Origin of the sequence: Curtobacterium sp. APC 4022 (genome assembly GCF_030407555.1) — a bacterium.
GTDB lineage: Bacteria > Actinomycetota > Actinomycetes > Actinomycetales > Microbacteriaceae > Curtobacterium.
Map to the genome: position 1 here is coordinate 1 of NZ_JASDDD010000010.1, position 19,953 is coordinate 19,953.

18 protein-coding genes and 2 tRNA genes are annotated in these 19,953 nt (G+C 70.8%); 18 read left to right on the forward strand and 2 right to left on the reverse strand.

The features are described 5' to 3' along the window. Positions 1–75: 75 nt before the first annotated feature. A complete protein-coding gene (locus tag QL987_RS05225; protein ID WP_111076376.1) occupies positions 76–795 on the forward strand; it encodes a DsbA family oxidoreductase in 720 nt (239 codons plus the stop codon). Continuing rightward, positions 792–959, forward strand: a complete 168-nt coding sequence (locus tag QL987_RS05230) for a hypothetical protein (RefSeq protein ID WP_290156621.1) — start codon at positions 792–794, stop codon at positions 957–959. The genes QL987_RS05225 and QL987_RS05230 overlap by 4 nt, the downstream gene beginning before the upstream one ends. Before the next feature lie 6 nt (positions 960–965). On the opposite strand, the gene QL987_RS05235 is transcribed toward QL987_RS05230, so the two are convergent. Next, positions 966–1,454 carry a YbaK/EbsC family protein gene (locus QL987_RS05235; protein WP_253462749.1) on the reverse strand — a complete coding sequence of 163 codons (489 nt, stop codon included), beginning with the start codon at positions 1,452–1,454 and terminating at the stop codon, positions 966–968. Between the two features lie 47 nt (positions 1,455–1,501). Here QL987_RS05235 and dusB point away from each other — a divergent pair, with 47 nt between their 5' ends. The 11 genes from dusB to QL987_RS05290 all read left to right on the forward strand — a co-directional run bounded on the left by dusB (position 1,502) and on the right by QL987_RS05290 (position 14,747). Then, positions 1,502–2,656, forward strand: a complete 1,155-nt coding sequence (gene dusB, locus QL987_RS05240) for a tRNA dihydrouridine synthase DusB (protein WP_111076378.1) — start codon at positions 1,502–1,504, stop codon at positions 2,654–2,656. After that, on the forward strand, positions 2,653–3,933 hold the full coding sequence (locus QL987_RS05245; protein WP_111076379.1) for a deoxyguanosinetriphosphate triphosphohydrolase: 1,281 nt from the start codon (positions 2,653–2,655) through the stop codon (positions 3,931–3,933). Before dusB ends, QL987_RS05245 begins: the two co-directional genes overlap by 4 nt. Before the next feature lie 79 nt (positions 3,934–4,012). Next, positions 4,013–5,971 carry a DNA primase gene (gene dnaG, locus QL987_RS05250; protein WP_290156625.1) on the forward strand — a complete coding sequence of 653 codons (1,959 nt, stop codon included), beginning with the start codon at positions 4,013–4,015 and terminating at the stop codon, positions 5,969–5,971. Positions 5,972–6,294: 323 nt separating this feature from the next. Then, positions 6,295–7,914: an ABC transporter substrate-binding protein gene (locus QL987_RS05255; protein WP_253462751.1), complete on the forward strand. Its 1,620-nt coding sequence runs from the start codon at positions 6,295–6,297 to the stop codon at positions 7,912–7,914. 71 nt (positions 7,915–7,985) lie between these two features. After that, entirely contained in the window at positions 7,986–9,083 is a 1,098-nt protein-coding gene (locus QL987_RS05260) for an ABC transporter permease (RefSeq protein WP_290156632.1), read from the forward strand. 2 nt (positions 9,084–9,085) lie between these two features. Next, positions 9,086–10,084 (forward strand): ABC transporter permease, encoded by a 999-nt coding sequence (locus tag QL987_RS05265; protein ID WP_290156633.1) that lies wholly within the window; start codon positions 9,086–9,088, stop codon positions 10,082–10,084. Beyond that, complete coding sequence (locus QL987_RS05270) at positions 10,081–11,787, forward strand: ABC transporter ATP-binding protein (RefSeq protein ID WP_290156635.1); 1,707 nt, start codon at positions 10,081–10,083, stop codon at positions 11,785–11,787. Before QL987_RS05265 ends, QL987_RS05270 begins: the two co-directional genes overlap by 4 nt. Positions 11,788–11,931: 144 nt before the next feature. Continuing rightward, positions 11,932–12,807, forward strand: a complete 876-nt coding sequence (locus tag QL987_RS05275) for an ATP-binding cassette domain-containing protein (protein ID WP_204608101.1) — start codon at positions 11,932–11,934, stop codon at positions 12,805–12,807. A gap of 31 nt (positions 12,808–12,838) precedes the next feature. Beyond that, complete coding sequence (locus QL987_RS05280) at positions 12,839–13,846, forward strand: D-isomer specific 2-hydroxyacid dehydrogenase family protein (RefSeq protein ID WP_290156636.1); 1,008 nt, start codon at positions 12,839–12,841, stop codon at positions 13,844–13,846. A gap of 138 nt (positions 13,847–13,984) precedes the next feature. Beyond that, positions 13,985–14,057 (forward strand) — tRNA-Asn (locus QL987_RS05285). 168 nt (positions 14,058–14,225) lie between these two features. Continuing rightward, on the forward strand, positions 14,226–14,747 hold the full coding sequence (locus QL987_RS05290) for a hypothetical protein (RefSeq protein WP_290156637.1): 522 nt from the start codon (positions 14,226–14,228) through the stop codon (positions 14,745–14,747). Between the two features lie 82 nt (positions 14,748–14,829). Here the strand turns inward: QL987_RS05290 and def are convergent, their stop codons facing one another. Further along, positions 14,830–15,405, reverse strand: coding sequence for a peptide deformylase (gene def, locus QL987_RS05295; RefSeq protein WP_221851334.1), 576 nt, complete (start codon positions 15,403–15,405; stop codon positions 14,830–14,832). Positions 15,406–15,444: 39 nt separating this feature from the next. Between def and QL987_RS05300 the strand changes: the two genes are divergently transcribed. The 5 genes from QL987_RS05300 (at position 15,445) to QL987_RS05320 (ending at position 19,682) form a co-directional block, all read left to right on the forward strand. Further along, positions 15,445–16,359: a DMT family transporter gene (locus QL987_RS05300; RefSeq protein WP_253462757.1), complete on the forward strand. Its 915-nt coding sequence runs from the start codon at positions 15,445–15,447 to the stop codon at positions 16,357–16,359. Positions 16,360–16,553: 194 nt separating this feature from the next. Next, positions 16,554–17,786 (forward strand): glycosyltransferase, encoded by a 1,233-nt coding sequence (locus QL987_RS05305; RefSeq protein ID WP_111076389.1) that lies wholly within the window; start codon positions 16,554–16,556, stop codon positions 17,784–17,786. Beyond that, a tRNA-Ile gene (locus tag QL987_RS05310) sits at positions 17,777–17,851 on the forward strand. Before QL987_RS05305 ends, QL987_RS05310 begins: the two co-directional genes overlap by 10 nt. Before the next feature lie 64 nt (positions 17,852–17,915). After that, the gene (locus QL987_RS05315; protein ID WP_290156638.1) at positions 17,916–18,986 is read left to right on the forward strand and encodes an AI-2E family transporter; all 1,071 of its coding nucleotides are present in this window, start codon (positions 17,916–17,918) and stop codon (positions 18,984–18,986) included. A gap of 162 nt (positions 18,987–19,148) precedes the next feature. Next, on the forward strand, positions 19,149–19,682 hold the full coding sequence (locus QL987_RS05320; protein ID WP_111076390.1) for a DUF3145 domain-containing protein: 534 nt from the start codon (positions 19,149–19,151) through the stop codon (positions 19,680–19,682). Positions 19,683–19,953 lie beyond the last annotated feature (271 nt).

Here is a 19,953-nt window from a genome sequence, read left to right on the forward strand (position 1 = left end):
GGGGCGCCGGCGGGGCGGGCGGGCACCGGCGGCGGGCCGCGGGAATGCCGCGGTGGCGTCCGCGTTGGGGTCAGCATGAACGACTCCGTGAAGGTCGATGTCTGGTCGGACATCGCCTGCCCCTGGTGCTACATCGGCAAGCGCAAGTTCGAGGCGGGCGTCTCCGCGTTCGGCGGCCCGGTCGAGGTCGAGTACCACTCCTTCGAACTGAGCCCGGACACCCCCGTCGACTTCGAGGGCTCCGAGGCCGAGTTCCTCTCGCAGCACAAGGGCCTGCCGGTCGAGCAGGCGCAGCAGATGATCGACCAGGTCGCCGGCATCGCCGCCCAGGTCGACCTGCACTACGACTACGACGCCCTCCGCCACACCAACACGGTCAAGGCGCACCAGGTGATCCACCTCGCCAAGCAGCACGGCAAGCAGCTCGAGATGGTCGAGCGCCTGTTCGCCGCCTACTTCGAGCGCGGCGAGCACGTCGGGCAGGACGACTCGCTGGCCGACCTGGCCGCCGAGGTCGGGATCGACCGCGACGAGGTCCTCGCCACCCTCCGCGACGACAGCCAGCTCGCCGCCGTCCGCGCCGACCAGTCCCAGGCGCAGGCCTACGGCATCAACGGCGTCCCGTTCTTCGTCATCGACGGCAAGTACGGCGTCTCTGGCGCTCAGGACCCGGCCGCGTTCGAGCAGGTCCTCCGCCAGGTGGTCGCGCTCCGCGAGTCAACGCCCGCCGAGGTGGCCGAGGCTGCCCAGCGTGCCGACGACGATGCGGCAGCGGACGCCGGGGTGACCCGATGACGGGTGCGACGGCTCCCGTGGGTGGTGGGTCGGGCCTCCCGGCCGGGTTGGAGGGCCGACCCGCCCTCCTGACGCTCGTCACGCCCGGCGGTGCACCGGTCTGCGAGGGTGACTCGTGCTTCGTGCCGGGCGCCGAGGGCGACTGGTCCGAGGTCCCCGACTGACCGGAGTCAGGGGCGGGGCGGTTCCTCGTCGGTGATGTCGGCGACCGTCGCGTCGTAAGCGGCGACGAGCGCGTCGCCGTCCACGAAGGCGCTGGCACCGTGTCGGCCGGCCCCGAGCGCGACCCGTCGCCCGAGCACCCGCTCGTCGGCGAACACCGGCAGGTCACCCGTCGCGCCGATCGGGGTGATCGTGCCGCGCTCGTAACCGCTGGCCTCGAGCGCGGTGGCCGCGTCGGGCATCGACAGCTTGTTCACGCCGACGACCGTGCGGAGCTTCTTCCAGGCGATGCTCCGGCCGCCGGGGACGAGCGCCAACAGGAACCCGCCGTCGTGGCGCTTGACCACCAGGGTCTTCACGATGTCGCCCGGGTCGATGCCGAGCAGGGCCGCGGCACCCTCGAGCGAGTCGGCAGCGGGACGCTCGACGACCTGCACGTCGAGGCCGCGGGCGGCAGCATCGGAGTCGAAGCGGGTGACGGCATCCGGAACGGTCATGTGGAGAACGCTACCGGCGGCCGACGACGTGGGAGAATGGGCAACGTATGACGATCACACAAGCTGCAGCAGCACCTCTGCGCATCGGCCCCATCCAGGTCGATGCGCCCGTCGTGCTCGCCCCGATGGCCGGCATCACGAACATGGCGTACCGCCGCCTCTGCCGTGAGTACGGCGCCGGCTTGTACGTCTGCGAGATGATCACCTCCCGTGCCCTGGTCGAGCGGACGCCCGAGTCGATGCGGCTCATCCGGCACCACGAGTCCGAGACCCCGCGGTCGATCCAGCTGTACGGCGTCGAGCCCAACACCGTCGCCGAAGCCGCCACGATCCTGGTCGGCGAAGACCGCGCAGACCACATCGACCTGAACTTCGGGTGCCCGGTGCCGAAGGTCACGCGGAAGGGCGGGGGCGCGGCGCTGCCGTGGAAGCTCGACCTGTTCCGCGACCTCGTCACGAAGACCGTGCGGGCAGCGGGTGACGTCCCGGTCACCGTGAAGATGCGCAAGGGCATCGACGGCGACCACCTGACCTACCTCGACGCCGCCCGCATCGCGCGGGACGCCGGCGTCGCGAGTGTCGCCCTGCACGCCCGGACCGCCAACGAGCACTACTCGGGTCAGGCGGACTGGTCGGCGATCGCGACCCTCAAGGAGACGATCACCGACATCCCGGTCCTCGGCAACGGCGACATCTGGTCCGCCGCCGACGCGCTGCGGATGGTCGACGAGACCGGCTGCGACGGCGTCGTCGTCGGGCGCGGCTGCCTGGGCCGTCCGTGGCTGTTCGGCGACCTGGCCGCGGCGTTCCGTGGCGAGGACCTCCGGGCCGCCCCGGGCCTCGGCGAGGTCGCGGTCGCGTTCCGTCGGCACGCCGAACTGCTGGTCGAGTTCTTCGAGTCGGAAGAGCACGGCTGCCGGGACATCCGGAAGCACGTGGCCTGGTACTTCAAGGGGTACCCGATCGGCGGCGAGGTCCGTTCCGGTCTCGCCATGGCCTCGAGCCTGCAGGAGATCGACGACCTGCTCGGCCAGCTCGACTGGACGGCGCCGTACCCGGGTGCCGACGTCGAGGGCCCGCGTGGTCGTGCCGGACACGCCAAGCGGACGGCGCTGCCGGACCGTTGGCTCGAGAGCCGCGACGTCGACTCGGAGTTCCGCAAGGTCCTGGCCGCCGCCGAGATGCACCACAGCGGCGGATGAGCGCCACCTCGTCGTACGGCCCGGCCGACGCCGACCGCTGGTTCCCCGAGGAGCACGGCAACCGGCGGAGCGACTTCGCCCGTGACCGCGCCCGTCTGCTGCACTCCAGCGCGCTCCGTCGCCTGGCCGCCAAGACGCAGGTGCTCAGTCCGACGACCGGGCTGGACTTCGCCCGGAACCGCCTGACGCACTCGCTCGAGGTCGCCCAGGTCGGGCGCGAGCTCGCCGACAGCCTGGGCCTCGACCCGGACGTCGTCGACACCGCCTGCCTGGCGCACGACATCGGGCACCCGCCGTTCGGCCACAACGGCGAGACCGCGGTGAACGCCTGGGCGGCCGACATCGGCGGCTTCGAGGGCAACGCGCAGACCCTGCGACTGCTCACCCGGCTCGAGCCGAAGGTCTACGGCGACGACGGACGCGCCTACGGCCTCAACCTGACCCGCGCCTCGCTCGACGCCAGCTGCAAGTACCCGTGGCCGGCGTCGCAGGGCGTCGGTGAGGCATCGTCCGGCCGCACGAAGTTCGGCTTCTACGACGAGGACCACGAGGCCTTCGCCTGGCTCCGCGCCGGCGCACCCCGCCGGCAGCGCTGCATCGAGGCCCAGGTGATGGACCTGTCCGACGACATCGCGTACTCGGTGCACGACTTCGAGGACGCCGTCGTGGCGGGCTTCATCGACGTGGCCGCACTCGGGGACCGCGTCGGCGAGAACGACATCGTCACCGCCATGCACGCCTGGGTGGGCGACGACCTGAGCCGCGACGAGCTGCTCGAGGCATTCGACCGACTGCGCGGGATGTCCCTCTGGATGACCGAGTACGACGGCTCCCGGCAGGCGCAGGCGCGGCTGAAGAACCTGACCAGCCAGCTCATCGGCCGGTTCGCCCGCACGGCGACGACCGCGACGCGCGAGGCCTACGCCTCGGGCTCGCTCGTCCGGTTCGCTGCCAGCGTCGTCACGCCGCCCGAGATCATCGGCGAGATCGCGGTGCTCAAGGGCATCGTGGCGGCGTTCGTGATGACGCAGGGCGACCGGCAGCCGGTGTACGAGGACCAGCGCCGCGTGCTGACCGAGCTGCTCGACGTCCTCGCCGACCGCGGTGCCGACGCGCTGGAGCCCGGGTTCGCGGCCGACTGGCGCACCGCCGCCGACGACCAGGGGCGTCTCCGGGCCGTCGTCGACCAGGTGGCGAGCCTCACCGACCAGGGCGCGCTCGCCTGGCACAAGCGTCTGGTCGTGGGGGAGCGCGAGCCCGCCCACATCGCGGTCTGAGCCGAACCGCCGACCGGACGTCTCCGCCGACGTCCACAGGCGGTCCGACGGCGTCGGCCCACCGAACTAGAATCGTCGGGTGGCAGGACTGATCGCGCGGAACGACATCGACGAGGTCCGCGCGCGCGTGAACATCGCCGACGTGGTGGGCGACTACGTCACGCTGAAGTCCGCGGGCGTCGGCTCGCTGAAGGGCCTCTGCCCCTTCCACGACGAGCGCACCCCGTCGTTCCACGTCCGTCCGCAGGTCGGCCGGTACCACTGCTTCGGCTGCGGCGAGGACGGTGACGTCTTCAGCTTCCTGATGTCGCAGGAGCACACGACCTTCCAGGAAGCCGTCGAGCGGATGGCCGCGAAGATCGGCTTCACGCTCCACTACGAGGACGGCGACGGTCCCCGCACCGACTACAACGCGCGTGCCCGCCTGATCGCCGCGAACGAGGCAGCGCAGGCGTTCTTCACGGCGCAGCTGACCACGGCCGCGGCCGAGCCGGCACGGCAGTTCCTCGGGCAGCGCGGCTTCGACCCGGCCGCCGCGCAGCACTTCGGCGTCGGCTTCGCCCCGAAGTCGTTCGACGCGCTCAAGGACCACCTGCGCGGGCTGCGGTTCAGCATCGACGAGATCGTCGCCGCCGGACTCGTCAGCCAGGGGGACCGCTCCCCGTACGACCGGTTCCGCGGCCGCCTGATGTGGCCGATCCGCGACGTCACCGGGGCGACGATCGGGTTCGGCGCCCGGCGGCTGCTCGAGGACGACAAGGGCCCGAAGTACCTGAACACGCCGGAGACCCCGATCTACCACAAGAGCCAGGTGCTCTACGGGCTCGACCTCGCCCGCAAGGAGATCGCGAAGGGCAAGCAGGTCGTCATCGTCGAGGGCTACACCGACGTGATGGCGTGCCACCTCGCCGGCATCACCACCGCGGTCGCCACCTGCGGCACGTCCTTCGGCGTCGACCACATCAAGGTCCTGCGCCCGATGCTCGGCGACTCCGCCGGACAGCACGTCTCGCAGCTCGGCCAGATCGTCTTCACGTTCGACCCGGACGAGGCCGGGCAGCGCGCCGCATCCCGTGCGTTCGCCGAGGAACAGCGGTTCGCGTCGCAGACGTACGTCGCGGTCGCCCCGGGCGGGCTCGACCCCTGCGACCTCCGTCTGGCCCGCGGCGACGACGCGATCCGCCGTCTGGTGGAGAACCGTCGTCCGATGTTCGAGTTCATGATCCGTCGCCGGCTCGACGGCCACGACCTGGACACGGTCGAGGGCCGCGTCGGCGGTCTCCGCGAGAGCGCGCCCGTCATCGCCGACATCCGTGACCGCGCCCTTGCGGACGGCTACATCCGGAACACGGCCGGGTGGCTCGGCATGGACATCGAGGACGTGCGTCGGGCGGTCGCCACGGCGCGTCGGCGTCCGTCCGACGGTGGGCAGGGCGCTCGATCAGGAGGCTCGTCCAACGCCGGGCAGAACGGTTCCGGCAACGGGACCAACGGCTCCGGCACCGACGGATCCGGGCGGCACGGCGACGGTCGCGACCTGCCGGACGAACCGCAGGCGAGCATCCGGTCGCTGCCGGACGACCCGATCGCACGGATGGAGCGCGACGCCGTGATGGCGATGGTGCAGCAGCCGCAGTCGGTCGGCGTCCCGTTGCTCGCGCTGGCGGCCTCGGCGACCTTCTCGGCGCGGATGCTCTCGGTCGTCCGTGACGCCGTCGTGGCGAACATCGACGCGGTGGGGGACCGGGCCTGGCTCGACAAGCTGCTCAGCGACGTGCCGGCGCCGTTCCGGTCGCTCGTGCAGGAGCTCGCACTCGCGCCGATCCCGGCCCGCTCCGACGAGGACCTGGCGATCTACTGCCGCGGCATCGTCGTGGCCCTCGTCGAACGGGACCTGCTCGCGCGGAAGGCCTCGCTGCTCGGACAACTGCAGCGCACGGATCCGTCCGACCAGGAGCGTCGGGCAGACGTGCAGCGTCAGCTGATGGACCTCGACGCCCAGCGGATGCGGCTCCGCGCGGACACCCCCGGCGCCTGAACCGCGCGTCCTCGGCCGTCCTCCTGCGGAGCACGGCGGGCCGTCGGGTGCGCCGTCGAGCGGCTCCGAGCCCCGCGGAACCGGGGAGTTGCTGGACGCAACAGTTGTCGTCACGGCGCAAGGAAGCTGCGCGCCGCGCCGGACACACTGCCTCAGATCCTGCGCTCTGAGCCGCGATCCTGCGTTACAGCGGTGTAAACAATCCGCCCCCGGGGCCTCCCGATGTCTGGCAGGGTGTGACCATTGAACGTCCCTGCGACCGGTCACAGCCCGTTCCACTCGGTCCCAGGACTCTTGCAACCACATCAGAGAGGCAATCGGACATGGCATCCGTTTCCACATGGGGCAAGCGCACCCTCGCACTCGGCGCCGGCGCCGCAGCGACCGCGCTCGTGCTCACCGGCTGCGCAGGCGGCACCAGCGGTGGCTCCGGCGACCTCAACGGCCTGATCATCGGCACGACCGACAAGGTCACCTCGCTCGACCCGGCCGGTTCCTACGACAACGGCTCGTTCGCCGTGCAGAACCAGGTCTTCCCGTTCCTCATGAACACCCCGACGGGCAGCCCGGACGTCGAGCCGGACATCGCCACGAAGGCGGAGTTCACGAACCCGACGACGTACAAGGTCACCCTGAAGAAGGGTCTCGAGTTCGCGAACGGCAACAAGCTCACCTCGAGCGACGTCAAGTTCTCGTTCGAGCGCGACCTGAAGATCAAGAACGACAACGGCCCGTGGTCGCTGCTCGCGAACCTCAAGAGCATCGACACCCCGGACGCCACGACGGTCGTCTTCAACCTCGACCACGCCGACCAGACCTGGCCGCAGGTGCTCTCGAGCCCCGCCGGCCCGATCGTCGACGAGGACGTCTTCTCGGCGACGAAGCTCACCAGCGCCGACGACATCGTCAAGGGCAACGCCTTCGCCGGCCAGTACAAGATCACCTCCTACAAGGAGAACGACCTGATCGCGTACGAGGCGAACGACAAGTACGACGGTGTCCTCGACAAGGCGAAGACCAAGGACGTCACCGCCCAGTACTTCACCAAGGAGACCGACCTCAAGCTCGCGGTACAGAAGGGCGACGTCGACGTGGCGTACCGCTCCCTGACGCCGACGGACATCTCGTCGCTCCGCAAGGACTCCAAGCTGCAGGTCATCGACGGCCCCGGCGGCGAGATCCGCTACGTCGTCTTCAACTTCAAGACGCAGCCCTTCGGCACCGGCCAGAGCGACGCCGACGAAGCGAAGGCACTGGCCGTGCGCCAGGCCGTCGCCGACGTCGTCGACCGCGACGAGCTCGCCAAGGAGGTCTACAACGACACCTACACGCCCGTCTACTCGATGGTGCCGGACGGCCTGACCGGGGCCGCGACGCCGTTCAAGTCGCTCTACGGTGACGGCAACGGTGCGCCGGACGTCGACAAGGCCAAGAAGACGCTCAAGGACGCCGGCGTCTCGGGCAAGATCGAGCTCGACATCCAGTACTCGCCGGACCACTACGGCTCGGCCTCGGACGACGAGTACGCCACGCTGAAGACCCAGCTCGAGAACACCGGCCTGTTCACCGTGAACATCCAGTCCACGGTCTACACGACCTACGCGGTCGAGCGCACGAAGGACGCCTACCCGCTGTACCAGCTCGGATGGTTCCCGGACTTCTCGGACGCCGACAACTACCTCTCGCCGTTCTTCACGAAGGACAACTTCGTGCAGAACCACTACGACGACCCGACCATCCAGGGGCTGATCGCCGACGAGCAGGAAGAGTCGGACACCGACAAGCGCGCCGCCATCATCGAGAAGGCCCAGCAGCGTGAGGCCGAGCAGATCTCGACCCTCCCGCTCCTGCAGGGCAAGTCGGTCGCCGTGGCCGGCAAGGACGTCAAGGGTGTCACCCTCGACGCGTCCTTCAAGTTCCGCTACGGGACCATCACCAAGTAACCAGACGCACGGAAGGGGGCGCTCCCACGAGGAGCGCCCCCTCTCGGCGTCATGCGAAAGGCACAGACCCCGTGACCCTCACGAACCCAGAGGCGATCGAGACCGAGCCCACGAAACCCCAGGCACAGCGACGTGCCAAGGGACAGGGCGGCGGACTCGGCCGGTACATCCTCATCCGCTTCCTCCTGATCTTCCCGACCGTGTTCATCCTGGTGACACTGGTCTTCTTCCTGATGCGTGTCGTCGGGAACCCGATCACCGCCTCGGTCGGCGGACGGCTCACGCCCACGCAGCTGCAGGAACGCCTGCACGCCGCGGGCTACGACCGCCCGGTGATCGTCCAGTACATCGAGTACCTCGGGCAGATCGTCCGCGGTGACTTCGGCTCGTCCGTCACCGACAACCGTCCGGTGACCGAGATCATCCTGCAGTACGGCGGCGCGACGGCAGAGCTGGTGTTCTACGCCCTCATCGTCGCCCTCGTGCTCGGCATCCCGCTCGGCATGCTCGCCGCGTACCTCCGCGACAAGTGGCCGGACGTCCTGCTCCGTGCCCTGGCGATCCTGACCTACGCGACGCCGGTGTTCTTCGGGGGCCTGCTGCTCAAGCTCGTCTTCTCGGTCTGGCTCGGGTGGCTGCCGCTCGGCGACCGGGCGTCGACCCGGGTCCAGCTGATCCTCGACCGGATCGACAACCCGACCGGGGTGTTCCTCATCGACGCGATCCGGACCGGCAACGGCCAGATCATCAGCGACGTCCTGCAGCACGCGGTCCTGCCGGCGCTGACGCTCGGGCTGCTGACGGCCGGCATCTTCCTGCGCCTGGTGCGCGCGAACATGATCGGCTCGCTCGGCTCCGAGTACGTCGACGCCGCGCGCTCCCGCGGTGTGCGGGAGTCCAGACTCGTCCGGACGCACGCCTTCCGACCGGCCCTGGTGCCGATCATCACGGTGATGGGTCTGCAGATCGCGATGCTGCTCGGCGGCTCGGTCCTCACCGAGACGACCTTCGGCTGGCGCGGCCTGGGCTTCGAGCTCAACCAGTACCTGTCCGCCCGTGACTTCGTCGCCGTGCAGGGCATCGTCGCGATGCTGGCGGTGATCGTCGCCGTCACGAACTTCGTCGTCGACGTCGTCGCGGCGCTCATCGACCCGAGAGTGAGGTTCTGACGATGTCCGACATCACCCTCGTCGACCGCCACGAGCCGCTCTGGAAGCGTCTCCCCGTCGTCGTCCAGCTCCGCCGGAGCACCGGATGGCAGCGCGCCATGCTCATCGTCGGTGTCGTCATCTGCGCGGTGTACCTGCTCGTCGCGGTGTTCGCCCCGCTCATCGCGCCGTACGGCTTCGGTGCTCAGCAGGGTGCCGACGGCACGAACTTCCCGCGCACCGGTGCCCCGAGTGCCGAGCACATCTGGGGCACCACGGTCGGTGGCCTCGACGTGTTCAGCCGGGTCGTCTACGGCACGCGGACGGCTGTGCTCGTCGTCATCGTCGCGGTGGTCGTCTCGATCGCGATCGGTGTCCTGCTCGGCATGGTCTCCGGGTACATCGGCGGCTGGCTCGACCGTGTGCTCGTGGTCGTCGCCGACGCCATCTACGCGTTCCCGTCGCTGCTGCTCGCGATCGTCGTCTCGATCGTGGTCTCCGGCGGTGACTCGAACTACTGGGGCGGCATCACGGCGGCGGCGATCTCGATCACCGTGGTCTACATCCCGCAGTACTTCCGCGTGGTCCGCGCCGAGGCCGTGCGCCTGAAGAACGACGCCTTCGTGGAGTCGGCTCGGGTCATCGGCACGAACCCGTGGCGCATCATGACGCGGCACGTGCTCCGGAACTCGACGCGGTCCCTGCCGCTGATCCTCACCCTGAACGCCAGTGACGCGGTGCTCACCCTGGCCGGCCTCGGCTTCCTCGGGTTCGGCATCGGCCCGACCCAGGGCGCCGAGTGGGGCTACGACCTCAGCCGGGCGCTGTCCGACGTCGCCAGCGGCGTCTGGTGGACGGGCGTCTACCCGGGCATCGCGATCGTGCTGCTCGTCCTCGGCGTGACGTTCATCGGCGAGAGCCTCAACGACATCTCCGACCCCCGCCTGCGTGCCCGCCGGCGGTTGAAGCAGCTGGTCTCCACGCGCGACAAGGCGACCAACGCGGAAGGGGCAGCAGCATGAACGGCAGCACCACGGGCCTCCCGGCCGGCTCGGGCCGCACGGCGGCCGACCCGGTCGTCGTCGTCGACGACCTCACGGTGACCTTCGCGACCGACGGCGGCGCCGTCGACGCGGTCAAGGGCGTCAGTCTCGACGTCCGCCCCGGCGAGGTGCTCGCCCTGGTCGGCGAGTCCGGCTCGGGCAAGTCGGTCACCGCGCGGAGCATGCTCCGGCTGATGCCGGAGACGGCGACGCTCGGCGGCGCGGTCATGCTCGAGGGCACCGACGTCGTCGCGGTCGGGTCGCAGAAGCTCCGCGAGCTGCGGGGCACGGCCGGTGCGATGGTCTTCCAGGAGCCGTCGACCGCGCTGAACCCGGTCTTCACGGTCGGGTGGCAGATCGCCGAGGGCCTGCGTGCCCACGGTGGGGTCTCCAAGAAGGAGGCCCGCGCCAAGTCGATCGACTACCTGCGCCGCGTCGGCATCCCCGACCCGGAGACACGCGTCGACCACTACCCGCACCAGTTCTCCGGCGGGCAGAAGCAGCGCGTCGTGATCGCCAGTGCGCTCGCCCTCGAGCCGAGCGTGATCATCGCCGACGAGCCGACCACCGCCCTCGACGTCACCGTGCAGGCCGAGATCCTCGACCTGCTCCGCCGCTGCCGTGACGAGTTCGGCGCGGCGATCGTCATCATCACGCACAACATGGGCGTCGTCGCCGACCTGGCCGACCGCGTCGCCGTGATGTACCAGGGCGAGGTCGTCGAGGAAGCCCCCGTGGAGCAGCTCTTCGCCGCCCCGCAGGCCGACTACACGAAGCGCCTGCTCGCCGCCGTGCCGCGGCTCGAGGCGTCGACCGGGGTCGCCCGCCGCGCGCTCATCACCGAGGACGTCGAGCCCGTCGTGTCCGCGACGGGGCTCGAGATCGAGTACCCGGGTCGGCTCGGCTCGCCGGCGTTCCGCGCGGTGAAGGGCGTCGACCTGGCGATCCGGCCCGGCGAGGTCCTCGGCCTGGTGGGGGAGTCCGGCTCCGGCAAGACCACCATCGGCCGGGCCATCGCCGGGCTGACGAAGATCACCGGTGGATCGCTCAACGTGCTCGGCACCGAGATGCTCGGGTACAAGGAGCGCGACTTCAAGCGGCTGCGGAAGGACATCGGGTTCGTCTTCCAGGACCCGGCGACGTCGTTCAACCCGCTGCTGACGATCGCCGAGTGCGTCGCCGAACCGCTCGTCGTGCACGGGGTCGCCTCGTCACCCCGTGCCGCGCGCAAGCAGGTGGACGAACTCATGGAGGCCGTGCAGCTGCCCGCCGCGTACGGCGACCGGTACCCGCACGAGCTCTCCGGTGGGCAGCGCCAGCGCGCCTCGCTCGCCCGGTCGCTCGCGCTCCGGCCGAAGCTGCTCATCGCCGACGAGCCGACGAGTGCGCTCGACGTGTCGGTACAGGCCCGGGTCCTCGAGCTCTTCCTCGAACTGCAGCAGGACTTCGGGTTCGCGTCGCTGTTCATCAGCCACGACCTGGCCGTCGTCGGCGCCCTGTCCGACCGGATCGCCGTGCTGTACCGCGGTGACCTGGTCGAGACCGGCACCACGGCCGAGGTCCTCGGCGCCCCGCAGCACCCGTACACCCAGCGGCTGCTCGCGTCGCTGCCGGTGCCGGACCCGACCGAGCAGGCCGAGCGACGGCGTACGCTGGAGCGACTGGAGCAGGCCGGGGCCTGACCGGACGGTGACGAACCGTCGGGTGCACCCCGACCAGCCAGGAGGCCCGGCCACGTCCGCGACGCACGTCGCGCGGACGAGTGGTCCGGGCCTCCCGTCCGGTGTGGACCGCGGCAGGGCGCACGCGGCAGGAGAAGGGGTTCCATGACCGGGGAGAACGGTCCGGCCGTCGTCGCGGACGACGTCAGCATCGAGTACCGGGGCGGGCCGGTGAAGCACCCGATCCGCGCCGTGGACGGCGTGAGCCTGACGCTCGGGTGGGGCGAGATCCTCGCCGTGCTCGGCGAGTCCGGTTCGGGGAAGTCGACCTTCGCGGCCGCGGTCGCCGGCCAGCTCGGCACGCACGGCGAGGGGGAGGGCGCGCACCGTCGGCGGATCGTCGGCGGGGAACTCAGCGTGCTCGGCCAGCCCACGCGGCGGCTCCGGCAGTCGTCCCGCCGCTACACACGCCTGACCGGGCAGATCGGCTACCTGCCGCAGGACGGCGCCGACCGGCTGCGACCGGACCTGCTCGTCGGCGAGGCGATCGCCGAACCGATCTACGCCCGCGACCGCCGGTTCGACCGGAAGGAAGCCGGCCTCATCGTCGCCCGCCTGGTCGACGCGGTGCACCTGCCGCTCGGTGTGCTCCGGCTGAACACGTGGGAGCTGTCCAGCGGACAGCGCCAGCGCGTCGCCCTGGCCCGGGCGCTCGTCCTCGAGCCGCAGCTGCTCGTCGCGGACGAACCCGCACGCGGTGTGGACGTGCTGGTCCGGCAGTCCGTCCTGGAGGCCCTGGCCGGCCTCCAGCGGCACCGCCAGTTCGCCGCGATCGTCGTCTCGAGCGACCTGCGGGAGGCCCGTGCCCTCGCGGACCGGGTCGCGATCATGAGCGCCGGGCGGCTGGTCGGGCTCGGTACGTTCGACGAGGTCCTCGACAACCCGCTGGACCCGTACGTCCGGACGCTCGCGGCGACGGCGTCACGACCGGTGAAGCGGAAGCCGGCGACGGCCGGCCGCGGCGGGGTGCGACAGGCGTGATGCGGACGACAGAACGAGGGGTGCGACAGGCATGAGCGAGCAGCAGCAGGCGCGGGGTCACCGCGCGGTCGTGACCGATGCCGGGCGGCCCCTGCCGGTCGGGACACCGGAGTCCGGGTCGGTGACGATCCTGCCGACGCCCACCGCGCTGCACGAGGACGCCGTCCGGAGCGCCGGCGGCACCCTGACCGCCCTGGGCGACGACACCCGCGGGATCGTGTGGCTCGACGCCGGCGACCCGGACGGCCTCCAGCAGGCCCTGACCACCGCGCCGGGGGTGACCTGGGTGCAACTGCCGTTCGCCGGCGTCGATGCGTTCGCGCAGCTCATCGCCGAACACGGTGACCGCGTGCTGTTCACCTCGGCCAAGGGCGCGTACGCCGAGCCGGTCGCCGAGCATGCGCTCGCGCTGACCCTCGCGACGCTCCGGGTGCTGCAGAAGCGTGCCCGGACCACCACCTGGTCGCGGGAGCCCGAGGGCATGTCCCTGTACGGGCGGCACGTGGTGCTCATCGGCGCCGGGGGCATCGCGCTGGAGTACCTGCGGCTGGTGGCACCGTTCGACGTGCGGGTGACCGTCGTCCGGCGGTCCTCGGAGCCCGTGCCCGGAGCCGAGCGCACCGTCACGACCGACCAGCTCGACGCGGTCCTGCCCGACGCCGACGTGGTGGTGGTCGCGGCGGCCATGACCTCGGACACGTCCGGGCTGCTCGGAGCGCACCAGTTCGCGATCATGCCGGACCACGCGCGCCTGGTGAACATCGCCCGCGGCGGGCTGGTCGACACCGATGCGCTCGTCGACGCGCTCCGGTCCGGGGCGATCACCGCTGCCGGGCTCGACGTGACCGACCCGGAGCCGCTGCCGGACGGACACCCGCTCTGGGACGAGCCGGGCGCGCTCATCACCCCGCACCAGGCGGACACCCCGGAGATGGTCGCACCGCTGCTGGCCGAGCGGGTCGAGGCCAACGTCCGGGCGTTCCTGGGTGGTGACGGCACCGGGTTCGTGGGGGTCGTCGACCCGGCGGCCGGCTACTGACGGTCCCTGCCTGACCGGGGGTTCTCGGTGCCGTCGGTGGCGGCACGCCCGGGATGCGCGACCGATGCGCGGGACGCTGGACGTTTGCTGCTATGCTGTTACCCGCTGTTCAACCGCCTTCCAGCGGAGCCGCAGTGATCCTCGATAGCTCAATTGGCAGAGCAGCCGGCTGTTAACCGGCAGGTTGTTGGTTCGAGTCCAACTCGGGGAGCGACAGGCCCTCACCCTCCGGGGTGGGGGCCTTCTCGTTTCTCCGGCGTGCTGGTGCTGGTGCTGGTGCTGGTGCTGTCTGCTGTGTGCGGCTGTACGCCCGCGGTTCCCGGGCGTCGTGCTGCGCTTCCACAGCCGGCATGCTGTCGGAAGCTGTTAACGTCCACAGGTGCCCCTCCGACCTCGACGCCCCGCGACGCTCGTCGCCGTGCTCGCCCTCGGGGTCGCCCTGACGGCGCTGACCGGGTGTTCGTCGAGCGACACCGGTGCCCGCGCCGAAGCGGCCGACGGTCCGTCCGCGACCACCACCCGGTCGGCGTCCGGCGGGTCCGGGCCGACCGGCACGTCACCGATCGTCTTCGCCTTCACCTGCACGGTCGGGAACGGCCCGTCCGTCGAGACCTACACGACCTCGTCCGCGGTGTGGGAGGACGGTCGCACCTCGTGCACGGCCGCGCCCATCACCGGCACCGTCCCCTCGGCACAGCAGCAGTCAGCACTCGACGCTGCTCGCGGCGCCGCGACGCTCGAGGAACTCGCCGCGGGCTGCGCGGTCAGCGGGACCGGTCCGTGGCGGTCACCCGTGAAGTCGGCCGAGCAGGCGGACCTGGCGGCCGGTCTCGAGCGGTACTGCCCGGGTCACCCGGACATGGACCGGCTGCGGGACGCACTGGCGGCGCACCGGGGCTGACCCCGCCCGGGTGCGCACCCGGCCAGCGGCGCACCCGCCCGGCGGCGTGCCCAGTCCGCGGCGTACCCAGCTGGCGGCGTGCTCAGCCCTCGGGGTGGTCGCGTCCCGGCAGCCAGGACTGACCGGGCCCGCCCCAGCTGGCCTTCCGGATCGCCTTCTGGACCTGCTTGGCGTACGGGTGGACCAGCCGGTCCGCGTACAGCACGCCGTCCAGGTGGTCGTACTCGTGCTGGAAGACGCGGGCGAGCCAGCCGTGCGCCTCGATCTCGAACGGTTCGCCGTGCTCGTCGACCGCCCGGAGCAGTGCCCCCTCGGACCGTCGGAGCGGGAAGCGCTCACCCGGCACCGACAGGCAGCCCTCGGACTCGTCGTCCTCGTCGAGCTCCTCGATCGACTCCGGCACCGCGGGAGTGGTCCAGAGCACCGGGTTCACCGCGACACCGCGCCACAGCACCTCGTCGTCGTCCGTCCACGAGTAGACGAACAGCCGCTGGCCGACCCCGACCTGCGGGCCGGCGAGCCCGACGCCGGGCGCCAGGTCCATCGTCTCGAACATGTCGGCGACGAGCGTGCGCAGGTCGTCGTCGAAGACGGTGACCTCGGTCGCGGGGGCGTGCAGGACGGGTTCACCGGTGATCCGGATCGGGAGGACGGCCATGCAGCCAGGATATCTTCGCGCGTCGGATAGCCTCGACGCGTGACCCCGGACCTGCAGATCCCCGACGTGGTGCAGAACCTGACCCCGTTCCAGGCGCTGATGATCCCCGTCGCCCTCGTCGGTGCCGTGTTCCTGTCGCTCGGCGCGCAGTTCCAGAGCCGTGGGGTCCAGCGCGTCGAAGCGCGCCTCGGCCAGCAGTCGAAGGGGCTGTCGGTCCGTCACGTGCTCGCGCTCCTCGGCAGCGGCAACTGGGTGCTCGGCACGATCATGCTCGGTGCCGCGATCGTGCTGCAGCTGGTCAGCATCACGTACGCGCCGCTCATCGTCGTGCAGCCCCTCGGTGCCGTGGCGCTGGTCGTCACGACGTGGTTCTCGTCGCGCAGCACCGGCGTCCCGCTCGGCACCCAGGCGCGTCGAGCCGTGTGGACCTGCATCGGCGGTGTGGGCCTGTTCGTCCTCATCGCCGCGCTCTACGGCCGCGAGAGTCCGATCGGTCGCGGTCAGCTCATCACCGTGCTGGTCGTCCTGGCGGTCGTGCTGACCCTCGTCGTCATCTCGTTCCGCCTGGTCGCCAAACGCCGAAACGCCCTCTACTACATCATCGGTGCCGGCATCCTCTACGGCTTCGTCGCGACCCTGGCGAAGGTCACGCTGAACCGCATCGTGAACGGCACCTTCGACTGGGTCACCGCGTTCGCCATCGTCGGGGTCGTCGTCGCGTCCGCCGTGGGCGCGTACTTCGTGCAGAACGCCTACTCGAGCGGCTCCGCCGACCTCGTCATCGCGGGGCTCACGGTCGTCGACCCGATCGTCGCGGTGGGGATCGGCGTCATCGTCCTCGACGAGGCCGCCGGCGCACCCGTCGGTGCCGGCATCGGCTTCCTCGTCGCCGGTGCGATCGCGATCACCGGCGTCTTCCTGCTGGCCAAGCACCACCCCGACTCGCGCCGGTGACGGCGGACGGGAGGCGCGCCTCCCGTCCGACAGCCCACCCACGTCCGACGCTCGGTGCGGTACCAGGGGATGACGCGGATCCGCCGCGCGGCTGAGGTGGGCGGCCAGAGGGGTGCGGTAGCGTTCCGAACCGACCAGACCGGCGTGCGACCACCACGCGCGCCGGCGTTCGCGACGAGAGGACGACCCCCGCCGTGTCAGCAGACGCCACGACCGAGACGACCGACACCACGGCCGCCACCGGAGGGCGACGGCCGCTGCGGGTGCTCATCGCCGCCGACACCTTCGCGCCCGACGTCAACGGGGCCGCGACCTTCACCGAGGAGCTCGCGCTCGGCCTCGCCGCCCGTGGGCACGAGGTGCACATCATCGCGCCGTCGTGGAACCGGTGGCACGCCGGGTCGTTCGACGAGGAGTACCGGGGCGTGACGCTCACCGTGCACCGGCTGGCCTCGTACCGGTGGCCGGCGCACGAGTGGTACCGCTTCGCCTGGCCCTGGACGGTCCGCAAGCACACCGCCCCGATCATCGCCGCGCTGCAGCCCGACGTGGTGCACATCCAGTCCCACATCGTCGTCGGTCGCGGCGTCGCCCGCGAAGCGCACGACCGGGGGATCCGGATCATCGGCACGAACCACTTCATGCCGGAGAACCTGCTCGAGTACACGCCGTTCGGCAAGCGCACGACGCCCCTCGCGTTGAAGATCGCCTGGGCGGACGCGGCCAAGACCTACCGTCTGGCCGAGGCGATCACGACCCCGACCGAGCTCGCGGCGGACTACCTGCGCGACGCCATCGCCGGGCAGCCGGTCCTGGCGATCTCGTGCGGCGTCGACGCCACCCGCTACACGCCGGCGAGCGGGCGACCGGCGGGCAACGACATCGTCTTCGTCGGCCGGGTCGCTCCGGAGAAGAACCTCGACGTCATGGTCCGGGCGCTCCCGCTGCTGCCGGCCTCGCTCGACGCCCGCTTCACCATCGTCGGCGACGGTGACATGATCCCGAAGCTGACCGCGCTCGCGAAGGAGCTCGGGGTCGAGGACCGGGTCCGCTTCCTCGGGTTCGTGTCCGACGAGGTCAAGCTCCGCACGCTGACCGAGGGCACCGTCTTCGTGATGCCGTCGACGGCGGAACTGCAGAGCATCTCGTCGCTCGAGGCGATGGCCTCCGGGCTGCCCGTCGTCGCGGCGGACTCGATGGCGCTGCCGCACCTGATCGACGGCAACGGGTACCTGTTCACCCCGGGCGACGAGCACGACCTGGCGGCGAAGCTGACCTCGGTGCTGACCGCTCCGGACGACGAGTACCAGGCGATGCGGCAGCGCAGCCTGACCATGATCGAGGCACACGACATCAACCGCACCCTCTCGACGTTCGAGGCGCTGTATCGTGGGGAGCCGGTGGCTTCGGCCCCCGAGGGGCGGTAGCCAAGCTGGTCAAGGCAGTCGGCTCATAACCGAACGATTCGCGGGTTCAAGTCCCGCCCGCCCTACGTGCACCTGCCGTCCAAGAAGCGCCCGCCCGAAGACACGAGCCACGCGCCCACCCCGAACGTGATGTTCGAGGTGAGCCGCGCGGGCACCGGCGTGCGCGTCAACGCCTTCCGCATCGGGTTCATGGGTGCGATCGGTGTACTCGTCGCGCTGCTGGCCGGGACGCTCGTCCACGAACTCAGCACGGTGCTGGTCTACATCGGCGTCGCGCTGTTCATCGCGCTGGGCCTCGACCCGCTCGTGAACCTGCTCGAGCGGTACATCCCGCGCTGGGCGGCGATCCTCATCGTGGTCGTCGTCGTCCTCGGGGCCTTCGTCGGCGTCGTGTTCGCGATCGTGCCGATCCTGGTGAACCAGGCGACGAACCTGGTGCAGAACTTCCCGGAGATCGTCGGCGACATCTCGAAGCTCGGGTGGGTGCAGGACCTGGCCCGGCAGTTCGAGGGCTCCTTCGACGTCGACCACGCGCTCGAGTCCGTGCAGACGTTCGTGGAGAACCCGGGCAACCTGCTGAGCCTCGGCGGCGGGATCCTGGCGGTGGGCAGCGGCATCCTGTCCGGCCTGACCGGCGCCCTCATCGTCATCATCCTGATGCTCTACTTCCTCGCCTCGATGCGCGGGCTGAAGACGATGGTCTACCGGTTCGTCCCGGCCTCGCGTCGCGAGAACTTCGTCGAGGTCAGCGAGCAGGTGACCTCCTCCGTCGGCCGCTACGTCGTCGGGCAGATCACCCAGGCCGGCATCAACGGCGTGCTCAGCATCATCTGGCTGCTCGTCATCGGGGCGCCGCTGCCCGTGCTGTTGGCGTCCTTCGCGTTCCTCGGGTCGCTCATCCCGCTGGTCGGGACCCTCGGGGCAGCCGTGCTCATCTCGCTGCTATGCCTGTTCGCATCGCCGGCCACGGCCCTGGCGGCGGCGATCTACTACCTCGTGTACATGCAGGTCGAGGCGTACATCATCTCTCCGCGCATCATGTCGCGGGCCGTGCAGGTGCCCGGGGCGCTGGTCGTCATCGCCGCGATCGCCGGTGCCACGATCGGCGGGGTGCTCGGCGCGCTCGTGGCCGTGCCGACGGCGGCGTCGGTGATCATCATCGTGCAGAAGGTCATCTACCCGCGCCAGGAACTGTCCTAGTCGCTTCGGGGTCCCCGGCGGGGTCGTTCTTCGGGTCTTCTCCCGCCGACATGGTCCGGATGGTTGCCGTTCCCAGTCGGCACCTGGCATGATGAGCGTGTCCTCCGGGACATCACAATCGCATACCGATGGTCCCGAACGGGTCCTCCGCTGTACAGGTCGATGGGGAAGTCGCACCTGACGATCGGAGGAATCGTGACTGGGTCAACGTCAGGAGTGCTCTACGTGCACTCCTCACCACGCGCGCTCTGCCCACACGTCGAATGGGCGGCAGGTCGCGCGATGAACCGCGCCGTGAACTTCTCGTGGCTCGACCAGCCCGCACTCGACGGTTCGCGCCGCACCGAGTTCACGTGGTCCGGGCCGATCGGGTCCGGCGCGGCGATCGCCTCTGCGCTGCGCGGGTGGGAGCACCTGCGCTTCGAGGTCACCGAGGACGCGACGACTGACTCCGACGGCGGCCGGTGGATGCACACCCCCGACCTCGGCGTCTTCTACGCACAGACCGACGTCACGGGCAACATGGTCGTCCCCGAGGACCGCATCCGCTACGCGATGGAGATCGCCGGCAGCAACGCCCTCGAGCTGCACCGGGAACTCCGGCTCGCACTCGGGCAGGCGTGGGACGACGAACTCGAGCCGTTCCGCCACGCGGCCGAGGGCAACCCCGTCGTCTGGCTGCACCGCGTCGGCTGAGTCCACACGTTCCTCCCGTCACACCGAACGCCGTCCTGCGGGGCGGCGTTCGGCGTTCCGGGACGTGCGCGCCGGGGCGGGCGCGCCGGGGTGGGCGCGCCCGGCCTCCGTCGCCGAGCGGTCACGTTCTGTCGGTTACGGGCCTCCAGAGCGACGCGTTGTGACCAGTCGGCGGGAGGTGAGCGGGGTGTCATGACCGCTCCGCGGCCGGGCCCGGCTGGCGGAGCCTCCCGCTCGTCGGCGCGTGCCGGGTGGGCGCGCCCGTCCCGTG

Excerpts from the sequence above, each read along its gene's own strand:
- QL987_RS05235 (WP_253462749.1), bottom strand. The coding sequence starts at position 1,454 with ATGACCGTTCCGGATGCCGTCACCCGCTTCGACTCCGATGCTGCCGCC.
- QL987_RS05225 (WP_111076376.1), top strand. The coding sequence starts at position 76 with ATGAACGACTCCGTGAAGGTCGATGTCTGGTCGGACATCGCCTGCCCC.
- QL987_RS05265 (WP_290156633.1), top strand. The coding sequence starts at position 9,086 with ATGTCCGACATCACCCTCGTCGACCGCCACGAGCCGCTCTGGAAGCGT.
- QL987_RS05275 (WP_204608101.1), top strand. The coding sequence starts at position 11,932 with ATGACCGGGGAGAACGGTCCGGCCGTCGTCGCGGACGACGTCAGCATC.
- QL987_RS05230 (WP_290156621.1), top strand. The coding sequence starts at position 792 with ATGACGGGTGCGACGGCTCCCGTGGGTGGTGGGTCGGGCCTCCCGGCC.
- dusB (WP_111076378.1), top strand. The coding sequence starts at position 1,502 with ATGACGATCACACAAGCTGCAGCAGCACCTCTGCGCATCGGCCCCATC.
- QL987_RS05245 (WP_111076379.1), top strand. The coding sequence starts at position 2,653 with ATGAGCGCCACCTCGTCGTACGGCCCGGCCGACGCCGACCGCTGGTTC.
- QL987_RS05320 (WP_111076390.1), top strand. The coding sequence starts at position 19,149 with ATGGGGAAGTCGCACCTGACGATCGGAGGAATCGTGACTGGGTCAACG.
- QL987_RS05280 (WP_290156636.1), top strand. The coding sequence starts at position 12,839 with ATGAGCGAGCAGCAGCAGGCGCGGGGTCACCGCGCGGTCGTGACCGAT.
- QL987_RS05255 (WP_253462751.1), top strand. The coding sequence starts at position 6,295 with ATGGCATCCGTTTCCACATGGGGCAAGCGCACCCTCGCACTCGGCGCC.
- QL987_RS05270 (WP_290156635.1), top strand. The coding sequence starts at position 10,081 with ATGAACGGCAGCACCACGGGCCTCCCGGCCGGCTCGGGCCGCACGGCG.
- QL987_RS05315 (WP_290156638.1), top strand. The coding sequence starts at position 17,916 with ATGTTCGAGGTGAGCCGCGCGGGCACCGGCGTGCGCGTCAACGCCTTC.
- def (WP_221851334.1), bottom strand. The coding sequence starts at position 15,405 with ATGGCCGTCCTCCCGATCCGGATCACCGGTGAACCCGTCCTGCACGCC.